Origin of the sequence: Providencia sp. PROV208, assembly GCF_028479465.1 — a bacterium.
Taxonomy (GTDB): Bacteria; Pseudomonadota; Gammaproteobacteria; order Enterobacterales; family Enterobacteriaceae; genus Providencia; species Providencia alcalifaciens.
Genome location: NZ_JAMPNS010000017.1, coordinates 186,120 through 199,568 on the forward strand (window position 1 = coordinate 186,120; position 13,449 = coordinate 199,568).

13 protein-coding genes are annotated in these 13,449 nt (G+C 41.6%); 10 read left to right on the forward strand and 3 right to left on the reverse strand.

Features of this window, described 5'->3' with window-relative positions; genetic code table 11:
• Window positions 1-100: 100 nt before the first annotated feature.
• Genes tatA through tatC form a run of 3 tightly spaced genes read left to right on the forward strand, consistent with a single transcriptional unit; the run spans window position 101 to window position 1,687 of the window.
• Entirely contained in the window at window positions 101-388 is a 288-nt protein-coding gene (gene tatA, locus PR766_RS14450) for a twin-arginine translocase TatA/TatE family subunit (RefSeq protein ID WP_006658341.1), read from the forward strand.
• A 3-nt stretch (window positions 389-391) separates the two neighbouring features.
• Window positions 392-928, forward strand: a complete 537-nt coding sequence (gene tatB / locus PR766_RS14455; protein WP_006658342.1) for a Sec-independent protein translocase protein TatB — start codon at window positions 392-394, stop codon at window positions 926-928.
• A gap of 3 nt (window positions 929-931) precedes the next feature.
• Window positions 932-1,687 (forward strand): Sec-independent protein translocase subunit TatC, encoded by a 756-nt coding sequence (gene tatC, locus PR766_RS14460; protein ID WP_006658343.1) that lies wholly within the window; start codon window positions 932-934, stop codon window positions 1,685-1,687.
• Window positions 1,688-1,773: 86 nt separating this feature from the next.
• Here tatC and rfaH read toward each other — a convergent pair whose 3' ends face one another.
• Window positions 1,774-2,268 (reverse strand): transcription/translation regulatory transformer protein RfaH, encoded by a 495-nt coding sequence (gene rfaH, locus PR766_RS14465; protein ID WP_006663282.1) that lies wholly within the window; start codon window positions 2,266-2,268, stop codon window positions 1,774-1,776.
• Between the two features lie 172 nt (window positions 2,269-2,440).
• Here rfaH and pepE point away from each other — a divergent pair, with 172 nt between their 5' ends.
• The 3 genes from pepE (at window position 2,441) to fre (ending at window position 5,462) form a co-directional block, all read left to right on the forward strand.
• Entirely contained in the window at window positions 2,441-3,166 is a 726-nt protein-coding gene (gene pepE, locus PR766_RS14470) for a dipeptidase PepE (RefSeq protein WP_006658345.1), read from the forward strand.
• A 111-nt stretch (window positions 3,167-3,277) separates the two neighbouring features.
• Window positions 3,278-4,750, forward strand: a complete 1,473-nt coding sequence (ubiD, locus tag PR766_RS14475) for a 4-hydroxy-3-polyprenylbenzoate decarboxylase (protein ID WP_006658346.1) — start codon at window positions 3,278-3,280, stop codon at window positions 4,748-4,750.
• A gap of 10 nt (window positions 4,751-4,760) precedes the next feature.
• Window positions 4,761-5,462 (forward strand): NAD(P)H-flavin reductase, encoded by a 702-nt coding sequence (fre, locus tag PR766_RS14480; RefSeq protein ID WP_006663281.1) that lies wholly within the window; start codon window positions 4,761-4,763, stop codon window positions 5,460-5,462.
• Window positions 5,463-5,731: 269 nt separating this feature from the next.
• On the opposite strand, the gene fadA is transcribed toward fre, so the two are convergent.
• Complete coding sequence (gene fadA, locus PR766_RS14485) at window positions 5,732-6,898, reverse strand: acetyl-CoA C-acyltransferase FadA (RefSeq protein WP_006663280.1); 1,167 nt, start codon at window positions 6,896-6,898, stop codon at window positions 5,732-5,734.
• Between the two features lie 4 nt (window positions 6,899-6,902).
• Window positions 6,903-9,095, reverse strand: coding sequence for a fatty acid oxidation complex subunit alpha FadB (gene fadB / locus PR766_RS14490; RefSeq protein WP_006663279.1), 2,193 nt, complete (start codon window positions 9,093-9,095; stop codon window positions 6,903-6,905).
• 258 nt (window positions 9,096-9,353) lie between these two features.
• On the opposite strand from fadB, the gene pepQ reads away from it, so the two are divergent.
• Genes pepQ through hemG form a run of 4 tightly spaced genes read left to right on the forward strand, consistent with a single transcriptional unit; the run spans window position 9,354 to window position 13,353 of the window.
• A complete protein-coding gene (gene pepQ, locus PR766_RS14495) occupies window positions 9,354-10,688 on the forward strand; it encodes a Xaa-Pro dipeptidase (protein ID WP_006658350.1) in 1,335 nt (444 codons plus the stop codon).
• Window positions 10,688-11,314 carry an IMPACT family protein gene (locus PR766_RS14500; protein WP_006658351.1) on the forward strand — a complete coding sequence of 209 codons (627 nt, stop codon included), beginning with the start codon at window positions 10,688-10,690 and terminating at the stop codon, window positions 11,312-11,314. Before pepQ ends, PR766_RS14500 begins: the two co-directional genes overlap by 1 nt.
• Before the next feature lie 15 nt (window positions 11,315-11,329).
• Window positions 11,330-12,781, forward strand: coding sequence for a Trk system potassium transporter TrkH (gene trkH, locus PR766_RS14505; RefSeq protein WP_006663278.1), 1,452 nt, complete (start codon window positions 11,330-11,332; stop codon window positions 12,779-12,781).
• A 47-nt stretch (window positions 12,782-12,828) separates the two neighbouring features.
• Window positions 12,829-13,353: a menaquinone-dependent protoporphyrinogen IX dehydrogenase gene (gene hemG / locus PR766_RS14510; RefSeq protein WP_036959764.1), complete on the forward strand. Its 525-nt coding sequence runs from the start codon at window positions 12,829-12,831 to the stop codon at window positions 13,351-13,353.
• Window positions 13,354-13,449: the final 96 nt, after the last annotated feature.

The following is a 13,449-nucleotide window of genomic DNA, read 5'->3' on the forward strand; positions in this document are numbered from 1 at the left end:
TGCGACAAGTTTATAAGGCTGTGATCATTTCCGTATTTAGCGTTGGTTGTATATAATAGAGTTAGTTACAATTGATCCCAAAACTATAGAGGTATTAACAATGGAATCAACATTTGCAATGGCTTCTTTCGGCAGCCCTTGGCAATTAATTATTATTGCTTTGCTTATTATTTTAATTTTCGGCACCAAAAAACTGCGTTCTTTAGGTTCCGATTTAGGTGAGTCACTGAAAGGCTTTAAAAAAGCAATGAGTGATGATGAAGCTGCAAAAGCAAAAGCAGAGCAAGAAAAGCAAGATGCTGATTTTGCAACCAAAAATATCACGGAACAACAGGCTGCTGAGAAAAAAGACAGCCCAGTTGAGAGCAAAAATAAAGAGCAGGGATAAACCGTGTTTGACATAGGTTTTAGTGAACTACTGCTAGTTGCAATCATCGGTCTTGTGGTATTGGGCCCTCAACGTCTACCAGTAGCAGTGAGAACTGTTGCTGGTTGGATTCGTGCTATGCGTTCTATGGCCACTAATGTCCAGAATGAACTATCACAAGAATTGAAATTGCAAGAACTGCAAGAGACTCTTAAAAAAGTCGAAGAGAAAGCAGGTTTGGAAACGCTTTCTCCGGAACTTAAAAAATCGATGGATGATTTGCGCCATGCTGCTTTGTCTTTACAAAGTGGTTATCAAGCAACAACCAACGACGTCCAATCTGAGTTGAACAAAGCAAAAGAGATCACAGAAAACTACGATGCAGCGGTAAAGGAATCCCATGCTAGTTCTTCGCAAACTCAAGAGTCAGACCCTGATCCTGAGTATGCTGCTAAGATGGCTGCGGTTGTTGAAGAAAAAACAGCTTCAACAGCACCAACAGACTCTAAGCCACTCGATGCTAAAGTAACAAACTCCAATCAAACAGAAAGTGAAAAATAACACATGGCTGTCAATGATGCTCAACCACTTATTAGCCACCTGATTGAACTTAGAAAGCGGCTACTAAACTGTTTGATTACGGTATTAATCGTCTTTGCGGCGCTGGCTTATTTTTCAAATGATATTTATCGCCTTGTTGCTGCGCCTTTGATTGATAAGCTACCTGTTGGCTCTCAAATGAGTGCGACAGATGTAGCATCGACGTTTTTTACCCCAATTAAACTGACCATGATGGTATCTGTGTTTATTTCGATACCTGTCATTTTGTACCAGATTTGGGCTTTCATCGCGCCTGCGTTATATAAGCATGAGCGTCGGTTAATGCTGCCACTGCTGGTTTCAAGTAGCTTCCTATTCTATTTAGGAATGGCATTTGCTTATTTTGTGGTATTCCCGTTAGCTTTTGGTTTCTTTGTAAAAACAACACCAGATAGCGTTAACTTTATACCTGATATCAGTAAGTACCTCAGTTTTGTCATGACATTATTTCTGGCATTTGGGGCTGCATTTGAAGTGCCAATAGCGATAATTTTATTATGCTGGACTGGCGTAACGACACCTGAATCTCTCAGACGTAAGCGTCCATATATCTTAGTGGGTGCATTTATTGTCGGGATGTTCCTGACTCCTCCAGATGTACTATCACAAACTTTACTTGCGGTACCAATGTACTTGCTATTTGAGCTTGGGGTCTTACTATCTAATTTCTATGTAGGCAAAGGTCGACGTAGAGATGAAGATGAGGAGCCAGAAGAATAGCCATAGTAGGCGACTCTTGTGAAAAAAAGCCCATTTAAGCAATGGGCTTTTTTTATGTGTTCAATATTTAAATATGATGCCAAAGTCTACTCAATAGCTTTTTTAAATTGAGTATTATCAATGACTTTTTCAACCGTGGTATTTAATATATTGAGCAAGAGGATTGAACGAGATTCGCCATTAGGTTCATTAAAAATAGCGTTAACACCTGCAAAAATACCTTCAGTAATCACAACATTATCTCCATGGGAAGGGAGGTCCGGTGATTGGGTATGGCTGATAGGTGTTTGCTGTATCAGCTCAATAATCTCTTCGGGAACTTCAGCGGGTAATGCACCGAAGCGAATAAAATGGCTGACCCCTCGGGTAGATTGGATCGTTGTTGTATGAATTTGCTCATGATCGAACTTAACAAACAGGTAATTAGGAAACAGCGCTTCAGTGACAACCGTACGCTTTCCACGAACGACTTTCTCCATTTCGGTCATGGGGGTCATACATGCCACATTTTGGCGAGTTAAATGTTCAACAGCCCTTTCCAATTGTCCTCGTTTGCAATACAGCAAATACCATTTTTCCATTTTTTGATCCCATCCAACAAATTTATGCTCATGATAACAAATTAAGGCATAAGAATGTGACTAATGATGAATGGCACAATATTATTCATGCACACAAGTATAGATTAATTCAGTAGTTACAAAATTAGCTATACGATAAACACAGCAGTTAATACTTTTTGTAGGAGACACCATGGATATCTTTTTACTGAGTAACGGCAAACTTTCCGGGAACCCTGTATGGCTAAGTTATGCATTGCCAAGAATCAATGAAATGATTGAACGTAAAAACATTAAGTCAGCAGTATTGGTACCGTATGCTGTTTTACGTGGTTCTCATGATGAGCGAGCGGAGCAATTGAGCGATGCTTTAGGTATTAAAGTGACTTCGATTGAGCATTTCGAAAGCCCTGTAGAAGCGATTGAACAAGCCGAATGTATTCTGGTGAGTGGTGGTAATACATGGTGGTTAAATAAATGCTTACATGAGAATGGGCTAATAGTCGCAATTCAACGTGCTGTACGTGAACGTGGTGTACCTTATATTGGTTGGAGCGCAGGTTGTAATGTAGCGACCCCAAGTATCAGAACAACAAATGATATGCCAGTAAGCAACGCCGTAATTATGCCGTCTCTGGGGCTATTCCCAATGCAAATAAACCCTCATTATATCGATGCTCATATTTCTGGGCACATGGGCGAAACCCGTGATGAGCGTTTACAAGAGTTCTGTGTTATCAACCCTCATGAGGTTGTTGTTGCATTACGTGAAGGGAGCGGATTGCAGATTAAAGGAAATGAGCTGAGTTACTTCAGTGGCAAAAATGAAGGCTTTAAACTGTTTCAGCACAACAAAACATTCCCTGAGCAATTTGATACCGTATCATTAAAGGAACATGTTCCGTTTGATTGCAAGTAAAGTGATATACTTGAACTGAACATCTTGATTATTAAGTATGTTTAACAGTAACTTGTAACCTTGGCTGGGAACCTTATAATGAGGTTCCCCCTGTAATAGTAAAAGAAGATAATGAAATACCGTGACCTTAGAGATTTCATCGCGCAGCTTGAAAAGCAAGGCGAATTAAAACGCATTACGATGGAAGTCGATCCTTACTTGGAGATGACTGAAATCGCAGATCGTACACTAAGAGCAGGGGGACCAGCCTTATTATTCGAAAACCCTAAAGGCTATAACATGCCTGTCTTATGTAACTTGTTTGGTACAACTAAACGCGTTGCCATGGGAATGGGGCAAGAAGACATTAAAGCATTGCATGATGTGGGCAAGTTACTCGCTTTCTTGAAAGAGCCAGATCCTCCGAAGGGGTTCCGTGACTTAATGGATAAGTTACCGAAATTCAAGCAAGTGCTGAATATGCCAGCTAAACGCTTAAGCTCTGCTCCTTGTCAGGAAGAGATTTGGGCTGGAGATGATGTTGATTTAACAAAAATCCCCGTTATGCATTGTTGGCCTGAAGATGCAGCACCCTTGATTACTTGGGGGTTGACTGTGACCAAAGGTCCTCATAAAGAACGCCAAAATTTAGGCATCTATCGCCAGCAAGTGCTGGGTAAGAACAAAGTGATTATGCGCTGGTTGTCTCATCGTGGTGGCGCATTAGATTTCCAAGAATGGTGCCAAGCTCACCCCGGTGAGAGATTCCCTGTCGCTGTCGCATTGGGGGCTGATCCTGCAACAATTTTAGGTGCGGTGACGCCTGTTCCAGATACCTTATCTGAATATGCATTTGCAGGATTGCTCCGTGGCAATAAAACGGAAGTAGTGAAATGTATTTCTAATGATTTAGAAGTACCAGCAGGGGCTGAAATCATTCTTGAAGGGTATATTGAACCGGGAGAGATGGCACCGGAAGGTCCTTATGGTGACCACACTGGTTATTATAATGAAATTGATGATTTCCCAGTGTTTACTGTTACCCACGTCACTCAGCGCCGTGATGCAATATATCACTCGACTTATACAGGGCGCCCGCCGGATGAGCCTGCGGTATTAGGGGAAGCCCTGAACGAAGTTCTAGTTCCTATTTTACAGAAACAGTTCCCTGAGATAGTCGATTTCTATTTACCACCAGAGGGTTGCTCGTATCGTCTGGCTGTCGTTACCATGAAAAAACAGTATGCAGGACACGCAAAAAGAGTAATGATGGGAGTCTGGTCTTACCTGCGTCAGTTTATGTACACTAAGTTTGTCATTGTCTGTGATGATGACATCAACGCTCGTGATTGGAAGGATGTTATTTGGGCGATTACAACGCGCATGGATCCCGCTCGTGACACCGTGATGATGGAAAATACACCGATTGATTATCTTGATTTTGCATCACCAATTTCCGGATTAGGTTCCAAAATGGGCATGGATGCGACCAATAAATGGCCGGGAGAAACCAATCGAGAATGGGGACGCCCTATTGTCATGACTCAGAGTGTTAAGTCCCGTGTGGATGACATCTGGGAACAGTTAAATATTATTGAAAAGTAAGAGGAAAACCATGGCAACTTTGAGCTGTAAAGTCACATCTGTTGAATCAATCACGGATACAGTTTATCGGGTTATTTTGTTGCCAGATGGTCCTTTTCACTTTAAAGCTGGTCAGTATTTAATGGTCGTTATGGATGAAAGAGACAAGCGACCATTCTCCATGGCCTCTACGCCTGAAAATAATCAATCTATTGAGCTACATATCGGTGCATCGGAATTCAATTTATACGCAATGGCTGTAATGGATCGTATTTTAGAACAGCAACGTATTGATATTGATATCCCTCACGGAAAAGCATGGTTTCGTGAAAATAGCTCAAATCCAATGATCTTGATTGCGGGTGGTACTGGCTTCTCCTATACCCATTCTATTTTGCTGGCAGCCCTTGCTGAAAATCCTCAACGTGACATTACTTTTTATTGGGGTGGGCGTCAGTTAGAACATCTGTATGATTTGGGAGAGCTTCAAGCTATTAGTGAACGATATCCAAATCTGAAAGTGATCCCTGTTGTTGAACAGCCTGATGAGAATTGGCGCGGAAGAACGGGAACTGTCTTGAGCACGGTATTAGAAGATTTCGGTGATTTGTCAGGTCATGATATCTATATTGCAGGTCGTTTTGAGATGGCGAAGATTGCACGGGATAGGTTTTGTGGTGAGCGGAATGCAAAGGCAACTCAATTGTTTGGTGATGCCTTCGATTTTCTATAACGCGTCATCTTTCAAGTTGTAGGGGGGCTTCATAAAGCTACCCTATCACATACTCCAGTATGCTCAAGAGATAGCTTTACTTGCCGCCTACACTTGCCGCCTACCTGTGACTTGAACTATTTAGTGGATGTATGGAGTTGTATTTAAAATTCGAATTGATTGATTTTTCGATTTTGACTGAGCTGATTTTGCTGTTTTGAAGATAAAAAAATCCCGCCCCTGACTAGGCGGGAACATTGCAAGATACGACAATGTAACGGCAAAATAAATTAAACGCGTTCAATAATTGTGGCAATACCTTGCCCAAATCCAATACACATTGTGGCTAATCCAAACTGCTTATCATGTTGTTCTAACTGATTAAGTAGTGCAGTTGTGATCCTAGCGCCCGAGCAACCGAGAGGGTGCCCTAAGGCAATTGCGCCACCACTCAAGTTTACTCTCTGGTCTACTTGGCTTTCTGAGATTTGTAATCCTTTCAAGCAGGCAATAGATTGCGCGGCAAACGCTTCATTAAGTTCAATGATATCAATATCATTTAGCGAAAGTCCTGCGCGTTTTAATGCCATTTCAGTGGCGGGAACAGGTCCAAAACCCATAATTGATGGATCGCAACCGACGACTGCCATTGCTCGAATTTTTGCGCGTGGTTTTAATTCATGCTGTTTGGCATAAGATTCACTGGCAAGTAGCATGGCTGAAGCGCCATCGGACAGTGCTGATGAATTGCCTGCGGTCACAGTGCCGCTCACAGGATCAAATGCTGGTCTTAAAGAAGCGAGACCTTCTAAACTGGCATCAAATCGGATCACTTCGTCATAGTTAACTGAAATGAGGTTACCGTCGGCATCGTGACCTGATATCGGAACGATTTCACGGCTAAATTTACCATTCTTAGTTGCAGATGCCGCACGTTGGTGAGATCTAAGCGCAAATGCATCTTGCTCTTCACGACTAATTTTGTACATTTTTGCTAGCATTTCGGCGGTTAAACCCATCGCTCCTGACGCTTTAGCTACGCGCAATGTTAATTTTGGATTGAAATCAATGCCGTGAGTCATTGGGACATGACCCATATGCTCAACGCCCCCAATCAAAACGGAATGGGCATCTCCAGTCATAATAAAACGGCTAGCATCGTGGATGGCTTGCATTGAAGACCCACATAGTCGGTTGACAGTGACAGCAGGAACGGTATGAGGAATGTCAGTCAACAGAGCGGCATTTTTTGCGATATTAAAACCTTGTTCTAATGTCTGCTGAACGCACCCCCAAATAATGTCATCTATTTCTTTCTTTCTCGCATTTGGATTGCGTTCGAAAATCGCATTCATCAAGTGTGCAGAGAGGTCTTCTGCTCTTACATGACGAAATACACCGCCTTTGGAACGGCCCATTGGTGTGCGTATACCATCAATAATGAAGACATTTTCCATAGGATTAACCTCTCGCAACTTTTTTGACATCGATAGCCACAACCGGTGGCTTCGGATAGTATCTAGCATTAGTCACCGCTTTTTCTTTCAATCCATCAGGAACTTGATAAAGCGGGCTTAAATGAGAATAGGATTCGGCAGTTTTAACGTAAGATTGGCTGCCAAGAGTATCTAGGTAGCAGAACACACCGCCGCGGAATGGAGGAAAGCCAAGACCATAAACTAGGGCAATATCAGCATCAGAAGGGCTTTGAATAATTCCCTCTTCTAGACAACGAACTACTTCATTCACCATTGGAGCCATCATTCGAGCAATAATTTCTTCTTTAGTGAATGAACGTTTACTCTGACGAATAACGTTTAATAATTCATCGGTTTGCGGGTCATCAATTTTCTTTGGTTTTCCTTTTTTATCTTTTTCATATTGGTAAAAACCTTTGCCATTTTTTTGACCGAAACGTTGTTGCTCAAACATGATATCAATCGCGTTCTTACCAACTTTTTGCATACGCTGTGGGAAACCTTGAGCCATGACTTGTTCTGCATGAAATGCGGTATCAATACCGACAACATCAAGCAGATAAGCAGGCCCCATTGGCCAGCCAAACTCTTTCTCCATGATTTTATCGATTTCTCGAAAATCTGCGCCATCCTGAAGCAATAAGTTAAACCCTGCAAAATAAGGAAATAGGACTCGGTTAACGAAAAAGCCAGGGCAGTCATTTACAACGATAGGGGTTTTTCCCATTTTATTCGCATAAGAAACTACTTTTGCGATAGTGCTATCACTGGTTTTTTTGCCTCGAATGATTTCTACCAATGGCATGCGGTGTACAGGGTTGAAAAAATGCATACCACAGAAGTTTTCTGGGCGTTTTAATGAGTTAGCCAACTCTGTGATGGGGATGGTCGATGTGTTGGAAGCTAGTATCGTCTCTGAAGTAATTAATGATTCAACTTCAGATAATACAGCAGCTTTAATTTTTGGATTTTCAACAACAGCCTCAACGATGACTTGAGCGTTTTCAATACCAGCATAAGATAAAGAAGGATGAATAGAGGCTAACGTAGTTGCCATCTTATCTGCAGTGATTTTTCCTCTTTCAAATTGACCATTGAGAAGTTTTTTCGCCTCATTGACCCCTAAGTCTAATGACTTGTCACTGATATCTTTCATTAAGACGGGGACACCTTTACTTGCAGACTGATAAGCAATGCCACCGCCCATAATTCCCGCACCTAGAACGGCTGCTTGTGTAGGCGCCGTAGCGGAACCTGCAATTTTTTTACTGGTGGATTTAACGCTTTGGTCATTCAGGAAAACACTGACTAATGCGCGAGCTACATCACTATGAGCAAGAGGCACAAAAGCTGCTGTTTCGTGTTTTAATGCCTCTTCACGCGTACAATTAGCAGCTTTTTCTATCGTATTAACTGCACTCATAGGTGCAGGATAATGTTTTCCGGCAACTTGATAGACCATCCCTTTGGCAACATTAAAGCTCATTGCTTGCTCAAGTGCGCTAAGTTTTAGTGGTTCAAGTTTAGGTTGACGCACCTGACGCCAGTCTAATGCGCCAGAGATTGCTTGCTCTATAATTTGCAAAGCTGCTTGAGGAAGCTTTTCTGTTTCAACCACCGCATCGACGAGTCCTAGCTTAAGTGCTTGTGGACCGCTAACATCTTTTCCCGCAGTGATAATTTCAAGGGCACTATCAAGACCAATGAGTCGAGGTAAACGTACGGAACCACCAAAGCCAGGCATAATTCCTAGTTTTGTTTCGGGTAAACCAATTCTGGCATCTGGTGAGGCAATTCTAAAATCTGTCGCGAGCACACACTCACATCCACCGCCTAGGGCATAACCATTAATTGCGCTAATAGTTGGAACAGGGAGATCTTCAAGGCGATTAAATATACTATTTGCGTAACCAAGCCAGTCACTCAGTGTTTCTTTGGATGCCTCGAATAGGGATAAAAATTCTTTGATATCTGCGCCAACAATAAACGCAGGTTTATCTGAGCGCAAAATAACGCCTTGTAAATCGCTTTGTTGTTCGAGTATTGCAACAGCTTCATCAAGTGAAGCGACGGTATGAGTATCCAATTTATTGATTGGTCCTGATGAATTAAACACCAGTTCTGCAATACCTTTTTTCAACCATTGAATAGAGATTGTCTCACTTTGATAAAGCATGCTGTTCTCCTTTACGTGGCAGGTTTATCTGGTATGACCAGATGAAATTTAGTGTGACGATAATGTTAATTAAATGCAAATGATTAATAACAAAATTGGAAGGCGGCTCACAGGAATTAAGGTAAATAAGACAGGGTGAAAATGATATTTTTATTAATAATCAAAGTATTATTTGTGACATGTAATTGAGAGCATACACGTTATTATCAGAACGTGATAAGCTTGATTTTTCTAACTAATACTGAAAGGTTGAACGAAATGGAAAAACTGGCTGGACTCTACGCAGAACATATTAAAACGTTACAAAAAACGACTCAGCAAGTTTTACAACGCAGTAAATTAGATGCCATATTGATTCATTCAGGAGAACCCATTCGCATTTTCCTTGATGACAGTGATTACCCATTTAAGGTCAATCCACACTTCAAAGCTTGGGTTCCTGTGACGGATGTTCCGCATTCTTGGTTATTAGTAGATGGTGTGAATAAACCGAAACTATGGTTTTATTCTCCGGTTGATTATTGGCATAGCGTTGAACCTTTACCGACCAGCTTTTGGACAAAAGAAGTTGAACTCATTCATCTCAAAAATGCAGATGAAATCAAAGGTTTTTTAGCTAGCATTCAAAAAGACCATCTGGCATATATTGGCTCTTCTGCAACTAAAGCAGAGTCTCTAGGTATTTCTACTCACAATATTAATCCAAAACCGGTACTCGATTATTATCATTATCATCGCTCATATAAGACAGACTATGAGTTGTACTGTATGCGTGAAGCGCAAAAAATGGCAGTAAATGGACATTTATCTGCTTTTGAAGCTTTCCAAGCAGGCGCGAGTGAGTTTGATATTAATATTAGTTACTTAGAAGCAACTGGGCATCGTGATACAAATGTACCTTATGGAAACATTGTGGCGCTGAATGAAAACGCTGCTGTGCTCCACTATACTAAACTACAGCAAACAGCCCCTAGTGAATTACGCAGTTTCTTGATTGATGCTGGTGCGGAATATAACGGTTATGCCGCTGATATTACACGTACTTATGCTGCAAAAAGCAAAAGTGAGTTTGCAGAGTTAGTGGCAGATTTAAATGCAGAGCAACTTGCACTGATTGGTTCAATCAAAGCGGGTGTGCGCTACACTGATTACCATGTAGACATGCACCATCGTATTGCTAAATTACTGACGAAACATGGTATTGTGAAGGGCATCAGTGAAGATGCTATGGTTGAAAATGGCTTAACAACACCATTTCTACCACATGGTTTAGGTCATCCTTTAGGTCTGCAAGTTCATGATGTTGCTGGTTTTATGCAAGATGAAGATGGGACTCATTTAGCAGCACCCAAAATGTATCCATTCTTACGCTGCACTCGTATTTTAGAACCGCGAATGGTTTTAACGATTGAACCAGGTCTCTACTTTATTGAATCCTTGCTCTCATCATGGCGTACTGGTGAGTTTAGTCAGCACTTTAATTGGGATAAAATCGAGCACTTTAAGCCTTATGGTGGAATTCGTATTGAAGACAATATCGTCATTCATCATAACCATATTGAAAATATGACTCGAGATTTGCATTTACCGTAATGAAAGCGTATTCAATTCCGGCAGAAACGATCTCTTTTTCGGAAGAGATCAAAAAAAGCCGTTTTATTACCTACATCGCTCACACAGAGGGTATTGAAGCAGCAAAAGACTATATTCAGTCTATTAAAGCGCAATACCCCGATGCTCGGCACCATTGCTGGGCATTTGTGGCGGGTCGTCCCGATGATTCCCAACAGCTAGGTTTTTCCGATGATGGTGAACCAACGGGAACGGCAGGTAAACCCATTATGGCACAGTTACTCGGCAGCAATTTAGGTGAAATCACCTGCGTTGTTGTGCGTTATTTCGGTGGGATAAAGCTCGGAACTGGGGGGCTCGTTCGTGCGTATGGGAGTGGGGTGCAACAAGCACTTAAACTATTACCGACACAAACGAAAGTGCCTCAAAAAGTCTTCAACGTGGTATGTGACTACTCACTTATCAATGGTATTGAGCAATTATTAGCTCAGGTAAATGGTACTATATTACTCAGTGATTATAATGAGTCTGTATCTTTGCAAATTTCTATTCCTGCTACTTGTGAGCAGGAGGTCAATGATAAATTACGTGATATCAGTCGTGGTGAGGTAACTCTCTCAGAACCGTCACAAGAGCAAACAGTATAGCAAGGAACCGGCCGAATGCACTTTCGCGCAATAACTCGTATTGTCGGGTTACTCGTCATTATCTTCTCTTTTACTATGGTCATTCCTGGTATTGTCGCACTAATATATCGCGATGGTGCGGGACGAGCATTCAGTCAAACCTTTGTCACTGCATTATTAATAGGTCTTTTTTTATGGCTGCCAACACGTAATAGCAGACATGAATTAAAAGCGAAAGAAGGCTTTTTAATCGTTGTTCTATTCTGGACGGTGTTGGGAAGCGTCGGAGCGCTACCATTTATCTTCTCGGAAAAACCAAATTTATCTGTTACGGATGCATTTTTTGAGTCATTTTCGGGCTTAACTACGACAGGTGCAACAACCCTGACGGGATTAGACTCGCTTCCAAAAGCAATTTTATTCTATCGACAAATGCTTCAATGGCTTGGTGGGATGGGGATCATCGTACTCGCTGTGGCGATTTTGCCTCTGTTAGGTGTTGGGGGAATGCAGCTTTATCGAGCTGAAATGCCGGGACCTTTGAAAGATAACAAAATGCGTCCGCGTATAGCGGAAACGGCGAAAACCCTTTGGCTTATTTATGTTTTACTGACTATAGCGTGTGCAATTGCGCTATGGATCGCAGGCATGGATGTGTTCGATGCGATATCACACAGTTTTTCAACCATCGCGATCGGTGGGTTTTCTACCCATGATGCCAGCATAGGCTACTTTAATAGTCCAGCCATTAATACCATTATTGGCGTCTTTCTTATTATCTCGGGTTGTAACTTTGGTCTGCACTTTGCGGTTCTTACAGGAAGAAGTCTTGGAATTTATTGGCGTGACCCTGAGTTTAGAATGTTCATCAGTTTCCAGTTTGTTCTAGTCGTGATCTGTACCGCGGTGCTGATGTATCACTCCGTATATGCTGGCTTTGGGCAAACGCTGGATCAAGCTTTTTTCCAAGTTGTCTCAATGGCGACGACTGCTGGGTTTACAACAGACAGTTTTTCAGGGTGGCCGCTATTTTTGCCCATGCTTCTATTATGTGCCGCGTTTGTTGGGGGATGTGCAGGATCAACGGGTGGGGGCTTAAAAGTCATCCGTATTCTTTTACTATTCTTACAAGGTTCCCGTGAATTAAAACGATTAGTACATCCGAACGCTGTCTATACCATTAAGTTAGGGCAAAGAGCACTACCAGAAAGGATTATTGAAGCTGTTTGGGGATTCTTTTCCGCTTATGCTTTAGTTTTTGTTGTTAGCTTGCTGTTATTAATTGCAACGGGAGTCGATGAGTTTTCCGCGTTCTCTGCAATTGCTACGACATTAAATAACTTAGGTCCAGGATTAGGAACTGTTGCTGATAATTTCACGACGATGAACCCAGCGGGCAAATGGATCTTAGTAGTAACAATGTTATTTGGTCGTTTAGAAGTATTTACCTTATTAGTGTTATTGACTCCCACTTTTTGGCGTGAGTAACAAAATAGTCTGGCTAATATAATAGATAGTAACGATTAGGAAGAAAAATGAGTTACCTACTTTTGCACTCAAGTACTGACGGACAAACAAAAAAGATCATACTCAAAATGGCAGACCAATTACGCCGTTCCGGACGCGAGTGTGATATTCGAGATTTAAACTCAGATAAAAGCTTCAATTTATCTGCTTATGAGAAGGTGCTAGTGGGGGCTTCTATTCGTTATGGTCATTTCAATAAACAGCTAGTCCGTTTTGCTTCAACACACCAAAACCAACTGAATTCTATGAAAACGGGATTCTTCGCTGTAAATCTTACGGCAAGAAAAGAAGGCAAGAATACAGTTGAAACGAATGCTTACACGCGTAAGTTCTTGGAAAAGTGCCCATGGCAGCCAACTGTAAAGTCAGTTTTTGCTGGCGCACTGTTTTATCCCCGCTATAAATGGTTTGATAGAGTGATGATTCGGTTCATTATGAAAATGACGGATGGTCCTACAGACCCAAATACAGAAATTGAATATACCAATTGGGATAATGTTGCTGCGTTCGCAACAGAATTTGATAATCTTTAGCCTTATTTTTAAACAAACTGTGGTTGATTTGTACGATTTGTTTAAAAAGAAAACGGTTGAACAAAAATGTTTAAAAAATACTTGCAGGATTTCTGC

Coding starts and splice junctions, on each gene's coding strand:
- fre (WP_006663281.1), top strand. CDS start 4,761: ATGGCAACTTTGAGCTGTAAAGTCACATCTGTTGAATCAATCACGGAT.
- tatC (WP_006658343.1), top strand. CDS start 932: ATGGCTGTCAATGATGCTCAACCACTTATTAGCCACCTGATTGAACTT.
- ubiD (WP_006658346.1), top strand. CDS start 3,278: ATGAAATACCGTGACCTTAGAGATTTCATCGCGCAGCTTGAAAAGCAA.
- PR766_RS14500 (WP_006658351.1), top strand. CDS start 10,688: ATGAAAGCGTATTCAATTCCGGCAGAAACGATCTCTTTTTCGGAAGAG.
- pepE (WP_006658345.1), top strand. CDS start 2,441: ATGGATATCTTTTTACTGAGTAACGGCAAACTTTCCGGGAACCCTGTA.
- fadB (WP_006663279.1), bottom strand. CDS start 9,095: ATGCTTTATCAAAGTGAGACAATCTCTATTCAATGGTTGAAAAAAGGT.
- hemG (WP_036959764.1), top strand. CDS start 12,829: ATGAGTTACCTACTTTTGCACTCAAGTACTGACGGACAAACAAAAAAG.
- rfaH (WP_006663282.1), bottom strand. CDS start 2,268: ATGGAAAAATGGTATTTGCTGTATTGCAAACGAGGACAATTGGAAAGG.
- pepQ (WP_006658350.1), top strand. CDS start 9,354: ATGGAAAAACTGGCTGGACTCTACGCAGAACATATTAAAACGTTACAA.
- fadA (WP_006663280.1), bottom strand. CDS start 6,898: ATGGAAAATGTCTTCATTATTGATGGTATACGCACACCAATGGGCCGT.
- trkH (WP_006663278.1), top strand. CDS start 11,330: ATGCACTTTCGCGCAATAACTCGTATTGTCGGGTTACTCGTCATTATC.
- tatA (WP_006658341.1), top strand. CDS start 101: ATGGAATCAACATTTGCAATGGCTTCTTTCGGCAGCCCTTGGCAATTA.